Origin of the sequence: Bartonella sp. CL70QHWL (assembly GCF_042194855.1) — a bacterium.
Taxonomy (GTDB): domain Bacteria; phylum Pseudomonadota; class Alphaproteobacteria; order Rhizobiales; family Rhizobiaceae; genus Bartonella.
Window position 1 is genome coordinate 1 of sequence record NZ_JBHINJ010000023.1, and the last position, 14,889, is coordinate 14,889.

Consider the following 14,889-nt stretch of genomic DNA (forward strand, 5'->3'; position numbering starts at 1 on the left):
CTCACAACCGATATGCGAAATCATCCGTCTATTGTTTGTATCAACGTGTCCTCCAGACGTCTTAAGAGAAGGCGCTTTATTGCCTATAATACTGGTTCCCGAATTGATTCCACACATACAAGACGCGAACTCATCACTCGTCAAAAATCTCTTATTAACAGACGAAAAATCCACGTGATGGTCAGAATAGCTACGATTGGTTGTAATCGGAACACCATAGGCAGACTTCGTATTTTCATCTGTCCCTGATTGAAGATAAATATCAACCCAAATATTCTTCCACGGATCGTAAACCATTCCCTCTGGGTCACTACGTGGACGGTGATTTAAACACCAAACAGAATCAGGGAGAATATCCCCCGCTTGATAACCCGATAACGGATGATCTTCAATCTCACCAACATCTGCACAAAGCGTATGAAATCCACCAATCTTTTTAGAGGTATCCTCTGTATAGCCATCAGGAGCCGTCGGATTTTGCGAAATTTCAAAGGATATCTCATTATTATTAGTGAGGGTTGGTATAAGATAAATATAATAATCCTTGCCTGCTTCAAGATCTTTGTCAAAAGTCATCCTTCCACGCCTTGGAACGCGGTAAAAGAGGTACCTACCCCCATTCTCACCACCATGATAAAAGCGAAAACATGCACCGTTATTGATCACAAGACCTTTTCTATTTTCCGGATCGTCTTCCAGAATTCTGTTAGGTTGATTAAAACGCACATTCTCTAAAAAATTAGTGGAAAGAGAACCTACCTTACTTTGAAGTTCAGAAAGACTGTCACTGTTCCTCTGTGCCTTCTCTTGAACTTCTGTCAATGCACTCTTCGCTTCTTCCGCTAACACTTTTGCCTCAGAGGCGGCTGTATTCGCAGAATTTGTCGTTGCTGTCACCGTGTCTAATGAACTCTTGACCTCTCCAAGCCCTTGCTTCGTCGTATCAGCTTCTTCTTTTGCTTGCTCCGCAACACTCTTCGCTTCTTCTGCTGTCGACTTCGCAGTCTCGGCTACTTCCTTGGCTTCTTCTGATAAACTTTTTGCACTCAAAGCGGTTTGGCTTGCTTGATCACTCGTGGATTTTGCTTCATTGGCTATTGTTTCTAAGCCTTCTGCTTTAGATTTTGCATCGCTAGCCTCTCTTAGTGCTTGATCTACTTTCTCTGTTACACTCTCTGCTGCACTTTTCGCCGATTCCGCCAAACCCTTCGCTTCTGAAGCTGTTTGCGAGGCTTGTTCCACTCCTGTTTGCGCCGATTCGGCAACTATCTTAACAGTTGCAACAGATGCCTTGACTTCAGCACAAGCATTCTTGGATTGTTCTGAAAGAGCTTTTGCCTCTTCTGCCATTTGCTTGGCGGCATCTGATGCACTCTTGGATTCTTCTGCTAATCCCTTGGCTGTATCCGCTGTATCTTTTGCAAGATTAGCGGTTGTCGTAGCTGCTGTAACCGCTTCACCCGTTTTCGTCACCTCTGTAAGCGCTTGATCAGAAACCCTTTTCGATTCCTCTGCAACCTGTTGCGCACTATTTGCACGCGCCATGGATTTTTCAGACTCTTGCCTTGCATTAACAACCTGTTCTAATGGTGCAAAAGTTTCATACGAATACAAAGATGCCGTCCCTAAAATCTTAGGAACAACAACGCTATCTTGCGAAGTTCCTTCTCTGATTTCCTCTTGCGTTGCTATTGGTATCAGATACTCATGACTATGATCGGGTATTTTCATATGTTTTATTCCTCCATTAAACCTAAAATGAACACTCTTTCAAATCTTCAAACTCTTCTCTTAAGGTCTCTAAGCGCTTCTCTAAATCTTTTACAGAACCATTAAGCTCTGTTTTCAAAGCTGCTTTCAGTAAATCAAAAACGCCATTAAGCGGCGCATGTACAAATCCTTCCCCCGAATACAAAACGACCCGTACTTGAGACGGGTCGCTAATCTCTGATATCGCAAACGGTTTTAATGACATTTCAACTCCTCATGTCTTGATCCCATAAACTACACTCACATTAACGGGGCGCGTTTCAACCCCACCAACCCTCTCTGCCATAAGGTGATGTTCATGATGCTCTCTGTCATAGATGCCCTCTTTAATCGGCATCGAAAAACTTAAAAAGCTTTCAAAGGGGCTCCTGATAAACCAAGGTAAACGCGGCGGCTTATCTTTTTCTGTAAACCAAAAGGGAGTCTCTACCTGTGGACTTCCTGCTATTTGGTCAAATTCTTGATTACACCTTTCCAAGGCATCCCCACTCAAACCTACACACTCTTCGTCTATAGCTCTCTTGCGCCTTTGCAAGTGAGCTTCAGAAGAAGAAACATCTCGTTTTTTTCGAGAAGAAAGACCTTCTGATGACGCTGGACCTATAAAATGTTCGTGCGCTTTTAAAGAACAGGGTTGTATACTTGCAAAAGAACGCCAAGGGTCTAAATTGCGTTCATTATCAAGTCCCCGTAAAAATAGCCCCCGAAAATCGGGAACATTAAACGTCGTGGCGCCATCTCCTTCTCCCCACGTCGTTCCTATGACACAAAATAAATCCCAATAGACAAGCCGCGGATAAGCCTTCCCATCACATGGCAACCAACCATCCGGCAAGCGCTCCATTGCAAACGGTCCTATCAGACCAGTGGGTAAGCGTTTTAAGGAAGAAACTTTGCCCCTTGTCGGGTTGAGAACTTGCCAACCGGTTATATCTTCATCATACACAAGCGTATAAAGACAGCCATCTTGTATCTCTCCTCCCGATAAGGCTAATAAACCGGTTTCTGTCGCCTTATAAACGGGCTTACCGGCTAAATTATTTAAAGCAATTGTTGTCGCCCCAACATTCTTACCCTTCGCTTTAAAACAAACCGATATGCCATTCTTATACTCTAAAAATGCCGATTGGCTTAGAAGCCTTATCACGCTCGTCTTTTGGTTATTATCAACCGTCACAATCCCTTCAAGTACGCCGCCCGTATCCGATAAATATTCACGCACCCGTTGCATCATAAAACGAGCGCTATTATTAACCGTGTTAGGGTGCTGTCCCTCTGACCAATTAATTAAAGCATCAGCCCCACCATTCTCAGATGCCGTTAAAGACCAATCATAAATCGTGGACATCTGAACCTCACGTCTTGATTCCAAATACAACACTTATATTAATCGGACGCGTCTCACTTATACCTGAACTTGCCAATGCAACATCACGCATGTGAAGGTGGGAATGGGGAAAGGCGAGCTTATGGTGCACACGTATATCCTCTGCCCTTACACCCAAACGTTCGGCAAGTTTCAACCTTTGCTGTTCATTCAACACATATCCCCAGATGATCGTCATATCACCATGCCAACTCTCTTCCTGATTTTCATCATTCAAAATCGTAAAGGATTGACCACTATGATCATGCTTTCTCATAGCGTCATTTTGTAAAGTGCCAAGATAACGAAAGCGGTCTATCTCGCGGTCATCATCAACACCTCGTAAAAAAACACCACGCAAATCGGGAACGTTAAACTTCGTCCAACTATCAGCGCCTCCCCACCTGATCCCTATCGCTTCATAAAGAGCAGGATAATCACTGCGCAAATAAGCCTTCCCATCACAAGGTAACCAGCCATCTGGCAAAACTTGCATCCCAAAAATTCCTATCGTCCCTGTCGGATAAATGGGAATAACCGGTTCTTGTGATAAAGAGAGAGGCGTAGGATTTAAAACTTGCCAAGCATGATCCCTATAAATCAAGCTATAAATGCACCCCCTTTGAAGTTCACCTCCAGATAATGCACGAATGCCTAATTCCGTTGCCTTGTAAACAGGTTTAGCAGCTAAATCATTCAAGGCAATTGCGGTTTCCCCAACATTCTTACCCTTCGCTTTAAAACAAACTGATATCCCATTCTTATACTCTAAAAATTGCGATTGGCTTTGAAGTCTTATCAACGTCGTCTGCTGTTCAGCATCAACCGTAAAAGTGCTTTCAATCACACCACTCGTATCGGATAAATATTCACGCACACGCTGCATCATCACACGAGCACTATTATTCAGACTACTAGGACGTTGTCCTTTTGACCAATCTATTAAATCATCACAATAGGCATTCAAGGAGGCATTTAAAGACCAATCATAGATCGTCGACATCTTACACCTCATGTCTTAATCGCAAACAGAACACTCACATTAACTGGACGCGTCTCGCCCTCACCAGTGCTCTCCAAAACAACCTCTTGGCTCTCATCAAGAGTATAAGGACTTGCAACGTGACTCCCTAAATTCTCACGCTCTATACCCATAAAATTCGCTAGAGAGCTCCCCCCAAACAAGCCTAGACGATAGCCCAATACATCTGTCGTATTCCCATCCCAAAAGTTTTCGTTGCTGGTAAAATGAGACATCGAAAGGCTCTGTCCTTGATGTTGATGCGACTCGATTAAATCTGTTTGCACACTTGCAAAAGAACGCCCTTCATCAATATTGCGCCCTCCATCAAGCCCCCGTAAAAACATTCCTCGAAAATCGGGAACATTAAACGTCGTAACGCCATCCCCCTCTCCCCAAACCGTTCCTATCGTCTCAAATAAATCACGATAATCACGACGCAAATAAGCCTTCCCATCGCAAATTAACCAATCCTTTGGAATCCCACGCATTCCAAACGTTCCTATAAAACCCGTGGGATAAAGACTGCTTTCTTTTACTTCTAAGGGAATCGGGGTAGGATTAACAAGATGCCAATGATCTCCATTATAAAACAATGTATAAATGCACCCTTGTTGGATTTCCCCTCCCGATAATGCACTGATGCCTAATTCTGTTGCTTTATAAACCGGCTTGCCATCTAAAGCATTTAAGACAATCGTGGTTGCGCCAACATTCTTACCCGTCGCCATAAAGCGCAAAACGATACCATTCTTATACTCTAAAAACTGTGAAGTGCTTGCAAGTCTTATCACACTCGTTTGTTGGACATGATCATTTGTCACAATGCCTTCAAGCTCTCCACCCGTGTCTGACAAGTATTCCTTTACGCGCTGCATCATCACACGGGCGCTCGTATTCACACTGCTAGGATACTGTCCTTCGGACCAATCAATCAAATCATCTACGCGCGTATTATCCGCCGCTCTAAGCGACCAATCATAGATCGTTGACATCTCTCATAAATCCTAATTCCGGTAAAATGGTCCGTAAAACGCCCGCATGAATTGCGTCATCAAAGGATTATCATCATCACTCTCTTCTTCTTCCGAAGCCTCTTCTTGTGATGCTAATAATGCCCTTAAAACCTCTAACAAGTTGTCTCTATTTCTAATGCCACCATGCGCTGTAGGACTTGCTCTATGAGGCTGCCCACCATACATCTGTAATACACGGTTGACAAAATCACTTGCACGCATAGCATTGTTTCCACCATTCAAGCCAACCGCATTGCTGCCAACAATTTGCGCCGCATTGGCATGGGGATTTTGCAAAAGACGCGCGGCTCCTCCTGCACCTTGTTGATGGGCTAAATACAACTCCGCTTCACTAGGCGCTCTTCCCAAAAGGCGGCTTAAATGATTGCGATTATCAAGCGTCAACCGCCCCATGGCATCTGCCGCTTGCATGGGGTCAAAACGATCCTGCAAACCATATTGTTTGGCGGTGCTGTCTATAAATTGATACAACCCACCAGCAGAAGAGCGGGGATTCCTTGCATTCGGATTGCCTCCACTTTCCACTTGCGCAACACGGTACAAATAGCTCTCTGGCAAACCATATCGCGCTGCCGTTTGCCGTATCGCTTGATTAACAGCAGGACTATAACGGGTCATAGCCTAATCTCCTCCCTTACTCAAATGCACTCAATAAATTCAACTCCTCCGTTGAGGCTTTTCCCCCACCTCCAAACAAAGCAGCAGAAAGCTTTTTGAACCATTCTTTTGTCGCATATCCCTTATGATGCGCGTTTACCATGCGTTGAATGAGAGCTACAATTTGATCATTCTTAATCTGTGTCCCCCCTGTTAACAATTTGACAACATCCTTTTCAATCCGTTGACGCTCTCTAAACGCCGCCTCTTTGAAAGGAATCCAAGCTGCCTTCCCAGCAGCTTTTGCTAATTGTACAGCTGCATCATGTTTACCCGTTGGCATACTGACATTATGCGTAAAAGAGATCTTTTCATTCGCTACACGATTGGGTATTCTGTTATAAAAATCTGCATAATTAGCTTCTCTATCGACAACCTTCTTAACAGCAGAAGCTTTATCTGCTCCATAAGTCTTCGCAAATCGTTCATATAGATCATTTGTACCAAAAATCTCCTTTGCCTTGGACACTTCATCTTTTGTTTGACCCATGCCTTGTAAAAGTTTTGCTCTTGATCCCTTTTTAAAGTATTCTTGTTGTCCCTCTGGTAATTCATCAAAAATTTTACTGAATTTATCCTTATTAACCGACTTTCTAAGGACTTTTTCTCCTTCGCCCATAGCATCTACATCTGAACTATATTGATGATATAATGCCCGTCCCTTCTTATATTCAGACGATATATCATCCATAAGCTCTAATAATTTTTTCTTGATACCAACTAAACTGCGAACTTGGCTATTATCTCCTTGTCTCTTTTCGGTCCTTATCATTAAATCGACAACCTCTTTAGTCTTATGAAGAGCCCCCATGTTTGGTTTCTCCTTAAGGAGACTAAATTTTTGAGAAGAAAACGGACTAACGTTGTTGCCATCCGTAATAAACCGCTTTAGTCCTTCATCATAAGCTTGTTTGAAGTATGGACGCTTCATTAAATCATTAAGAGCCCCATAATATTTTTCTCCTATCGGCGTTTTCTTGGCTATTTCGTAAAGAGTATGTGATTCTGCTTCTCTACTCGCGATAAGATCATCTTTTAAACCTGTGACATTTTGACGAGGAACAAAGTGTTCATCAGCAGCTTGATGAATACGCTCCCCTCCTCCCAGCGCTCTCTGCCCAGCTCTTTTAGTCAAATCAAGATAAGCTCCTTGATTTCTTTTCGCGATATCAAAAACAAGATCCTGTAAAAAAGGACTATGATCAGCTACGTAATCGGTAGGAACTGCATTCTTAAAAGAGTTTCCTAGCTCTTCAGAAGCCTCCTTACCTAAATGTTTACTGATTGCTCTTAACGTGTCTGTTGCAACACCTTCCTTATGAGAAGGAGAAAAAAGTCTTCGTATTCCGCTTACCGGATAACCAGCCAAATGACCTAAAGCACTTCCAACCAATGCCCCGCCCGCTCCTAAACCTGCACCAGATAACGTACTTGTAAGTGTATTACCAAGCCCTTCGCCTTCTCCTGCGCCATGTAATGCACCAGATGCCGCTCCTACTTTAAGCAAATGAGGTAATGTTGTTTTGTTCGTGATGCCTAAAAATGGACTTGCAAATCGACTTGGGGGTAACTGACCTGCTTTCAAAAAGGCTTGACCTAATTTTGACCCCGCCACATTCCTTGCAAGTGTAGGCGCTACAAAGCGTGCTCCTGAGGCTAACAATCCTCCTCCTAAAGTCGCAAGGGAAGGAATTGCCGACCCTAAAGCATTTCCAGCAAAAGAAGTCCAATAATGTTGATCACTCATCCTACGATAATAATCACGTATTCTATTAGCTTCTTTCTCATATTTTTCTATGGTTTTCTTATCTCCAGTCCAATAGTTGTAAAGCCCCTTCGCAAAAGCCTTTATTGCCAACTCATCATCAGAATCACGTCCTGCCGCTGTGATCCCCGCAATCTCATCATCTAAATTAAAACTCAAACCATGCTTTAAAGAATTCCAAAAGGCTTCACTTTCACTTATTTCGGGATGTTCTGCTTCTTCCTCATAAGAATGGTTGTTATAGTCTGATATGTGTCCAATAATAGGATATTGATCATCATTCCAAATCTGACTATTTGAAGAGCGTTTATTATAATCTGTTATATGTCCAATAATAGGATACTGATCATCATTCCAAACCTGACGTTTTCCAACGTTATCATTCTTATGATTAAGCATTTTAGTATCTCTTTATTCTAATATTACCATCTGCATCTTGAATTTTTGTTCCTATCTCAAATTTAGCGCTCTCTTTGGGACTGGATACCTTCACAAACTCCATAACGCCTTTTTTCTGAGTATTATATTTATCAGAGATTTCTTGAGGGGTTATCTTCCCCGTCATCCAATCATGCAAATCAGTTTTCTGAAGCTTATTTAAAGCATTAAATGTTATTTCAAGATTTTCTAAAGTTTTCAGTAGCCCTTTTGTATTACGCGCAGAATCTAAAGAACCAAAGGTTGCTACCATCGTCCGACTTTCGTAATCTGATATAGGACCAACACTAAGACTTCCTCTAGGATCCATCGATTTTAAGCTCTCAAATACCGCCTTTAAAGCACCACCCTTAATCGTATCAAATAATTTTTCTAATTCATTCGCAGGAGTTCCTCCAATTCCACGCGTAGCCCACGCCTTAAACCCGTTAATCTTATGTTTGCGAATGAGTGCAATCGAATCACGAATAGCATCTATCCCAGCGTTCATCTGATGTTTTGTGGCAATAATATTTTTTTGCTTTTTACCCTCCCACTCTTTCTGTGCTTGTAGCTTCTGATTATACTCAAGTTCTTGTGGAGACCCCTTTACCGGTCTCATTTCGCGTTCACCAGTCTCTGGATTGGTATACCATTGAAACCCCTGACTTAACTTAGGAGTATCACCACCTGTTAGCATCGCACTAAGCATTTGAGGATTCCTTGCCATGACAGCAGCTTCTTCTTCGCTGTAGCCTTTGGACTTTAGATACTCGACAGTCTGGTTAACCTGCCCTCTTTCCTTATCTCCTTCATTAAGATGCTTCACACCACTTGCAAGCGCATCCCATCCAGAACCATCTGTGGGTGCTGCCGCCATACCTGCAAAAAGATCTTTGAGCTTCTGATACGCATCTGATTGAAAAAACTTATAAGTATTGGACTGTAAAAATTTCTCTGCATCTGTTGGTTCAGAAGGCGGTGTTGGGGAAGCGGGTGCTAATGGTTGCGTTTGTTCATTAACATGAGGTTTTAGTTCTTGTGGAGTACTCTCTAGTGCATTTGGCATGGGTGGATGTTGATCAAATCCAAGAGGCATTTCCGCTCTAGGAGCCGTATAGGGCATAAATGGTCCATATGGATTCAGACTATTCTGTAAATAGGGGTTGGATGGGGCTTGTGCTTTCTCTGGTGTCATCATACTTTCAATGCCTGACATTCCAGTCATAAATAGAGAGGTTTTGGGGTACTTTGTTATGAAATTCCCCACGGGGTTCTTTGTTATTAATTGTCCCAATCTATTCGCCCCTGTAACCGCTTTAGGAGCAAGATACCTAAAAACATGAGGCGCAGCTCTCGCAGCCATCAAACCTGCAAAAGATAATGGAAATAATATTGGAAATGCCATCACACTCTCCTACAAAACTATTCTTTAATTATTCTACAGAGCTCACTTTTGATTCATGTAATCTAAAAAAAACTTGGATGCTCCTCCTGCCAACGCTGCTCCCATTGGACCACCTGCCATATAACCAAAAGCCATCGGTGCTGCTTGAAGTGCTAAAGAACCTATAGTTCCTACATTTTTCCACGGATTATTGCCCTCTATCTTAGAGATTGTATGATTATTCGTCGTCGTGCCGTAATTCCTTGCAAAGCCATGACCGGCGTTCATAAGCATATTCAACCTATTCCAGCCGCTATTGTCTTGTTCCAGCCAACGTTCACGATTGGCATCAACAATTCTCTGATTGTAATTATCAAGCACACCTCCCCCCTGTATGGCATTGGAATAGGCATTGCCATAACCCTGTAAGAAGTTATTTGATGCTCCCAACTGATTTTGATTGGCTTGGTCTATCATGGCATTGGCTTGCATCATGCGATCCGCATCACGATTAAATTGCTCTAACATAGCACGAGCGTATATAGAATCTCTTCCTTTCCGCACTTCCTCTCTGTGATCAGGAGTTGCATAACGACCAATCCCTGAGAAATATCTGTTAATTTGAGTGTCTGAGTCATCTAACGCTTCTTGAAGTGCTCGTTTGAAATACGAATTTTCTCCCATCATACCACCAGAAGCCATATGTCTAAGATTCATGGCTGCCGACGTTGGATTATAGATTGTATTCATCAAAGAGCGATTTTGATAATGATGAGGGACACTCCCAAGACCACCTATGGCTTGGGTGGTTTGAGCACTTAACGGCGCAACACGAGGTCCTCCATACACATTACCCCCAATCCCTGTGTCATACATGTTATACGCATCTGCACCACCACGCTTAAATACATTCTGCATCCAAGAGGGAGGAGCGCTTGTCTGCACCTGCTTTTGTTCTGTTGTTGTCGGTGTCTTGCTCCCCATGTTACAATTCCTTCCTGTAATAAAGCATATCTATGCTGTAACCTTGCTTGTCCAATGCACGTTTCCAACCCAAACGACCCAAGATCTCCATTTCAGAAGCCCCATTCTCACGCGCCCAATCCTCTACAACTTGCAAATTGTCAACCAAATCAAGAACACCCTTGCCACTACATTCACAAATCAGAGCGCGTTTCTTTCCTAAAACTGTCTGTTGTATCTGGGTCGTGACGACCGCTAAAAAGCGCTCTTCATCATCCAAAACAAGCCATAACTGTTTCTCGCCCATGCAAATCGCTTCAATGAGTTCTTGCAACGTAATTTCATGTTTGAAACGCTCTACATACTCTCTAAAAGATGCAATGATTTCTTCAAGATAAGGGGCTATACGCTCCATATCCCAAGACGTGGTCAAAAAGACTTTTGCCATTACCCTCTGCCTAAAGGACGTAAATCCACATTAAATCCCGTAATATGGTTCCAATGAATGCCTTCAGGAATGCGCAATTTAAAGCGGTGATAACGATTGCGCGAACGCCCATGATAAGCGCCCGTGACATACGAACACACCCTCTCCTTGTGCCATGTGATCGGTGTCTGATTATTGCGAAGCCGACGCTCTCCAATGCTTAAAAGACCTTCCGTCGTATCAACTTCGGCAAACATCTTCGTAATAAAGTTAAAACTTCCATCCGGTGCCCCCATCTCTTGTGAAACAACCGTTGCCTCCATCGGGGCTCCTGTAAACATAACAAGCCGATTGTTTTCATCAAAAGCACCAAGCATTGGAGCGCCACTTTGCCAACGGGGGCTGTCTAAAGAAGCCGGCAATGCCTCAAGATTGATCGAAATCTCATCTAACTGTTCTAAAGTATAACCTGTTGTAAACACTGGAAAGAACGTGAAAAGCTCTCCCTGTAGTGTCGACCATTTCTGCAAGCCCCAATCATAAACAAAGGTCGTTTGCTCGTTATTGTAACTTTTTAAGGACCAGTAAACGCGATTATGGACAGGGTCTATCACCGCTTGCATCTCATCAAGAGCAAGCTTATCAAAGGTCGAAAACACCGTTCGGTCGACCTTTTCAAAGCCTATCGATAAAAGTTGACCATCCAAACTCATTTGATAAAAGCCGCCATCACCAGCAAAAAAGGCATCACTACCACGACAGGCTATAGATGCTGCACTTCTTGCTCCACGCTTGTCTTGTAGCTTTTGAAAAATGAACGGAACCTTAGACCCTAACGTAAAAGAACCGGCATAAACAGCAGAACGTAGAAAAACGATTGGATTGCTCGATTCTGTTGCACCCTGCACATGTTCACCATCATTAAAGTTATGATAATAACAATCTTTAACACCAACCGTCCAATGGGTCGCATCATTGAGACCTGACCAATGGATACGATTAGGATTATCTGTCAATTGCATCAAACAAACAAAATCGCCCCAAACTTTCACCAAACCTGCTTTGGGGGGATTGCCTCCTAAATCTTCAAATCGTTGGGAATTGCGAACCTTGAAAACTTGCGGTTTATCATTTTTATTCACCGCAATGACAGCATCACCGAACAACGCAAACGACCATTTGTTCTCATCATTTGCCTGATACGTCACACCATTTTGACTGATGTCCTGCCAACCACGCGTTTGGCTATCATAAGCATAAAGCTTTTTAGCTCCTCCTACGATTATCTTAACACCATTACCGCTTCTAAAGGCGATTGAACCCAAAGGTTTTTCTTCCAAAGCATGAGACACAACCATTGCACTAGGCATCGGAATGTAACAGCCATCAGCTGGTAAAACATTCACAAGGCTATCCGTAAAGCTACCGTTGACGACCGAAACATCTGGTCTGTAATCGGCTACTGGAAAATAAACCATCTTAAAAATCCGTTGGTATTATTCTGGTCACGTTATGACGTTGAGACGTCTCTGCACGCAATTCATGCAACTGTTCGTTAAAGTCATTGTAAGCTGCCGTTGCACAATCGGGGTCTTTCAAGATATTCTTGTAAAGTTCGTATTTTGCACGCGCCTTAATCAAATCAAACGCGTGCACAAACCATGGATGCTCCTCATCGACACTCTCTATTTCTGATAAACGCAAGGGAGAGAGAATGAGTTGAATCTGATAGACTTTATCCGGCGTGGGATAAAGATGTAATTTCCTATCAAAATAACTGTAACAAACCGGCGTTCCTTGCTGCTCTGATGATAACAAAGGCTCTAAAGAAACATGGTCCTTACACTCCAATGCAAACTTATGATGTTGATCAGAGCTTAGATAAACGTTTTTTATTTTAACAGCTGTTTCAATAGGGCGGGTAGTGCTTGCATCATAAACACCTTGTCCCGCCCGTGTCTCAAACACCACATCACGGCTTTCGTTAAAGTAAAAAGTCTCTCGTTCACAAAAACGAATGGCTGCAAAAATGCTTTCTTGGATTTGTTGAACATACTCATCGGCTATGTCATCAATCTCATCTTGAATAACCGACACTAAGTGCGAAAGTGTTCTCTTATGACGATAAACATCTCGCTTTACAGGTATCGGTCCTCCGGTCTTAACCCGAATATAATGACGTGTCATCAAAATACCTCTCAACGATTGGTCACGAATTGCACCACCACAACACACTCTCCAGCCGCGGTTGTTTTATCCCGTGTTGCATAAAGCGTAAGCTCTTGATCTTCTGGAACAAACTCTTTTTGGTTGGTTGATGTAAAATCTTGAGTGCTTTGGGTTTTGATGTCCTTTTCACTAAACTCATTACCACCATAGGTGCTACCTATCTTTAATTTCGCATCCGAAAACGCTGTCTTCACAAACGCTTTAATCGAAAGGATCATTGCACCACGTGGTAAAGTCCCGATTTTGCGTGTCAAATGCTTATCTTTATACGAGATGTTCAAGCGAAAAAAACTCACTTGTTGCGTAACCAAGTTTCTCCCTTGTAGGGGTTGTGGTAATCCTTCTGCCATGTTTTATTTCCTTTCTTTGAAAATTAAGAAGGCTTTTCGCCTGTGCAAGTTGAAACAACAACGGTTCCGAAATCTTGCGCATTTTGTCCTCTTCCAGGCATTTGGAAACGTGTTTTCTTCATGCCTATGATTGTCTTAGCTGCAACACCATATACCCGTTGATAATCATCAAGCTCTTCAACCAATTTATAGCGCGTATCTTGATTTTCTGCTCCAAAGGCAAGCATCGCACTCTGTGCACCCAGTAATACAGCACGGCGGACATTTTCTTCAACACTACCATCGGATTTAACACCATGCGTCACATGTTCGGATTCTCGTAAAATCACACCATTATACATGCCTAGTGAACCATCAAAAATCGGGTTCTTCGCGCGCGAACCTGAATAAACTGCCTTTTGTATATCAAGCCATTGACCAGTATCTGTATTGGTACGCAATTGCATAACTTGTATGGGATGAAGATACATCACGTAGACATTGGAACCACCAACCCGTACTGGTCTGATTTTGGGGTTAGCCAACTTTGCAACTTTAACAGCTTCATCTATGAGATTAAGACTAAAACCGTGTTTTGCCAGCTCTTTTACGTCTTCATCTTTCGTTTTGGCTTCTGGTCGCACAATACGCTTACTGCTTGGTGCCAACGGTGCATTAAAACCATAATACAATTCATCAAGTTCAACTTCACGTCCTTCAAACTTTATTGTAGGCGCTGTATATCCGCAAACTTGAAGAAAAAACATCAAACTCAAACGGTCTGCAAACCAATCAACCAATGCCTTATGTGCTTCGTCGCGTAAACTAAACAAAATACGTTGTTGATCAATCGTACCTTTATTTTTTGTTGAAACAGCGTTATTAAGTTCATTGATATAAAGTTTATCATGAAGGAATTGGAGTGCCTCTTCATTGCCTTTAAGCGTTTCACCCTCGCTTACACCACGCCCCATAATCTGTGCTCGTAAGCTAAACGTAACACAATCTCCACCTTCTTTCCTAAGTTCATTTTTGACTTGAATGATACTATTGGAGCCTTCTCCCATTAATGGTTCAATATCAAGCGCTTTAGACGCTTCATAATTTAATCTCTTTGACCAAGCTTTCACCGCTTGAGCATCATTAATAGGTATACGTGTTATTGCCATTGATTTTACCTTTCTTTGCTATAAAAAAACCGGCTTAAAGCCGGCAAAAACCCGCATTAAAAGCGGATTACGTTATGCACCTAGACTATAATCAGCCATCGCGCCCCATTAACTTATCAAAAATGATTTGATTCTTAGGATTGCTATACCATTCTCCAAATTCTTTATCAGACATATTTCCAATAGATTCTAAAGTCATAGGACCCGTCACGCCCCCTCCACCAGATGCTGTTAAGGTTCTCGCAGAATTCTGCCGGCTTTGAAGTTCTGCAACCTGATTATTCGCTTGAACCCCTTGGTTCTGATAGCCAAGATTTTGCGCTATTCTATAAATCTCTTCTGCCGGATTGAG

The 14,889-nt window shown here is 42.6% G+C and carries 14 protein-coding genes and 1 pseudogene; all 15 read right to left on the reverse strand.

The features are described 5' to 3' along the window. A partial coding sequence (locus ACFIJZ_RS08480; RefSeq protein ID WP_375631651.1) for an alanine-zipper protein occupies positions 1 to 1,731 on the reverse strand: 1,731 nt, incomplete at its 3' end. A gap of 22 nt (positions 1,732 to 1,753) precedes the next feature. Then, positions 1,754 to 1,975 (reverse strand): hypothetical protein, encoded by a 222-nt coding sequence (locus tag ACFIJZ_RS08485; RefSeq protein WP_375631653.1) that lies wholly within the window; start codon positions 1,973 to 1,975, stop codon positions 1,754 to 1,756. 9 nt (positions 1,976 to 1,984) lie between these two features. After that, positions 1,985 to 3,118: a phage tail protein gene (locus ACFIJZ_RS08490; RefSeq protein WP_375631655.1), complete on the reverse strand. Its 1,134-nt coding sequence runs from the start codon at positions 3,116 to 3,118 to the stop codon at positions 1,985 to 1,987. A 7-nt stretch (positions 3,119 to 3,125) separates the two neighbouring features. Beyond that, positions 3,126 to 4,139 (reverse strand): phage tail protein, encoded by a 1,014-nt coding sequence (locus ACFIJZ_RS08495; RefSeq protein ID WP_375631657.1) that lies wholly within the window; start codon positions 4,137 to 4,139, stop codon positions 3,126 to 3,128. 8 nt (positions 4,140 to 4,147) lie between these two features. Beyond that, complete coding sequence (locus ACFIJZ_RS08500; protein WP_375631659.1) at positions 4,148 to 5,152, reverse strand: phage tail protein; 1,005 nt, start codon at positions 5,150 to 5,152, stop codon at positions 4,148 to 4,150. Between the two features lie 12 nt (positions 5,153 to 5,164). Further along, the gene (locus tag ACFIJZ_RS08505) at positions 5,165 to 5,812 is read right to left on the reverse strand and encodes a transglycosylase SLT domain-containing protein (protein WP_375631661.1); all 648 of its coding nucleotides are present in this window, start codon (positions 5,810 to 5,812) and stop codon (positions 5,165 to 5,167) included. A 16-nt stretch (positions 5,813 to 5,828) separates the two neighbouring features. Then, the gene (locus ACFIJZ_RS08510; protein WP_375631663.1) at positions 5,829 to 8,015 is read right to left on the reverse strand and encodes a hypothetical protein; all 2,187 of its coding nucleotides are present in this window, start codon (positions 8,013 to 8,015) and stop codon (positions 5,829 to 5,831) included. Between the two features lies 1 nt (position 8,016). Then, positions 8,017 to 9,441 (reverse strand): hypothetical protein, encoded by a 1,425-nt coding sequence (locus ACFIJZ_RS08515; RefSeq protein WP_375631665.1) that lies wholly within the window; start codon positions 9,439 to 9,441, stop codon positions 8,017 to 8,019. 42 nt (positions 9,442 to 9,483) lie between these two features. Further along, positions 9,484 to 10,404: a hypothetical protein gene (locus ACFIJZ_RS08520; RefSeq protein WP_375631667.1), complete on the reverse strand. Its 921-nt coding sequence runs from the start codon at positions 10,402 to 10,404 to the stop codon at positions 9,484 to 9,486. Between the two features lies 1 nt (position 10,405). Continuing rightward, positions 10,406 to 10,831, reverse strand: a complete 426-nt coding sequence (locus ACFIJZ_RS08525) for a hypothetical protein (protein ID WP_375631669.1) — start codon at positions 10,829 to 10,831, stop codon at positions 10,406 to 10,408. Beyond that, positions 10,831 to 12,288, reverse strand: a complete 1,458-nt coding sequence (locus tag ACFIJZ_RS08530; RefSeq protein WP_375631671.1) for a hypothetical protein — start codon at positions 12,286 to 12,288, stop codon at positions 10,831 to 10,833. Before ACFIJZ_RS08530 ends, ACFIJZ_RS08525 begins: the two co-directional genes overlap by 1 nt. A 1-nt stretch (position 12,289) precedes the next feature. Further along, positions 12,290 to 12,997 (reverse strand): hypothetical protein, encoded by a 708-nt coding sequence (locus tag ACFIJZ_RS08535; protein ID WP_375631673.1) that lies wholly within the window; start codon positions 12,995 to 12,997, stop codon positions 12,290 to 12,292. 11 nt (positions 12,998 to 13,008) lie between these two features. Next, positions 13,009 to 13,389, reverse strand: coding sequence for a hypothetical protein (locus ACFIJZ_RS08540; protein WP_375631674.1), 381 nt, complete (start codon positions 13,387 to 13,389; stop codon positions 13,009 to 13,011). 23 nt (positions 13,390 to 13,412) lie between these two features. Continuing rightward, entirely contained in the window at positions 13,413 to 14,537 is a 1,125-nt protein-coding gene (locus ACFIJZ_RS08545) for a N4-gp56 family major capsid protein (protein WP_375631676.1), read from the reverse strand. 91 nt (positions 14,538 to 14,628) lie between these two features. Further along, positions 14,629 to 14,889, reverse strand: a pseudogene (locus tag ACFIJZ_RS08550) (hypothetical protein); the annotation flags it as partial.

Bases quoted from the DNA above. Each gene is read 5' to 3' on its own strand.
- ACFIJZ_RS08485 (WP_375631653.1), bottom strand. From the start codon at position 1,975: ATGTCATTAAAACCGTTTGCGATATCAGAGATTAGCGACCCGTCTCAA.
- ACFIJZ_RS08490 (WP_375631655.1), bottom strand. From the start codon at position 3,118: ATGTCCACGATTTATGATTGGTCTTTAACGGCATCTGAGAATGGTGGG.
- ACFIJZ_RS08495 (WP_375631657.1), bottom strand. From the start codon at position 4,139: ATGTCGACGATCTATGATTGGTCTTTAAATGCCTCCTTGAATGCCTAT.
- ACFIJZ_RS08500 (WP_375631659.1), bottom strand. From the start codon at position 5,152: ATGTCAACGATCTATGATTGGTCGCTTAGAGCGGCGGATAATACGCGC.
- ACFIJZ_RS08505 (WP_375631661.1), bottom strand. From the start codon at position 5,812: ATGACCCGTTATAGTCCTGCTGTTAATCAAGCGATACGGCAAACGGCA.
- ACFIJZ_RS08510 (WP_375631663.1), bottom strand. From the start codon at position 8,015: ATGCTTAATCATAAGAATGATAACGTTGGAAAACGTCAGGTTTGGAAT.
- ACFIJZ_RS08515 (WP_375631665.1), bottom strand. From the start codon at position 9,441: ATGGCATTTCCAATATTATTTCCATTATCTTTTGCAGGTTTGATGGCT.
- ACFIJZ_RS08520 (WP_375631667.1), bottom strand. From the start codon at position 10,404: ATGGGGAGCAAGACACCGACAACAACAGAACAAAAGCAGGTGCAGACA.
- ACFIJZ_RS08525 (WP_375631669.1), bottom strand. From the start codon at position 10,831: ATGGCAAAAGTCTTTTTGACCACGTCTTGGGATATGGAGCGTATAGCC.
- ACFIJZ_RS08530 (WP_375631671.1), bottom strand. From the start codon at position 12,288: ATGGTTTATTTTCCAGTAGCCGATTACAGACCAGATGTTTCGGTCGTC.
- ACFIJZ_RS08535 (WP_375631673.1), bottom strand. From the start codon at position 12,997: ATGACACGTCATTATATTCGGGTTAAGACCGGAGGACCGATACCTGTA.
- ACFIJZ_RS08540 (WP_375631674.1), bottom strand. From the start codon at position 13,389: ATGGCAGAAGGATTACCACAACCCCTACAAGGGAGAAACTTGGTTACG.
- ACFIJZ_RS08545 (WP_375631676.1), bottom strand. From the start codon at position 14,537: ATGGCAATAACACGTATACCTATTAATGATGCTCAAGCGGTGAAAGCT.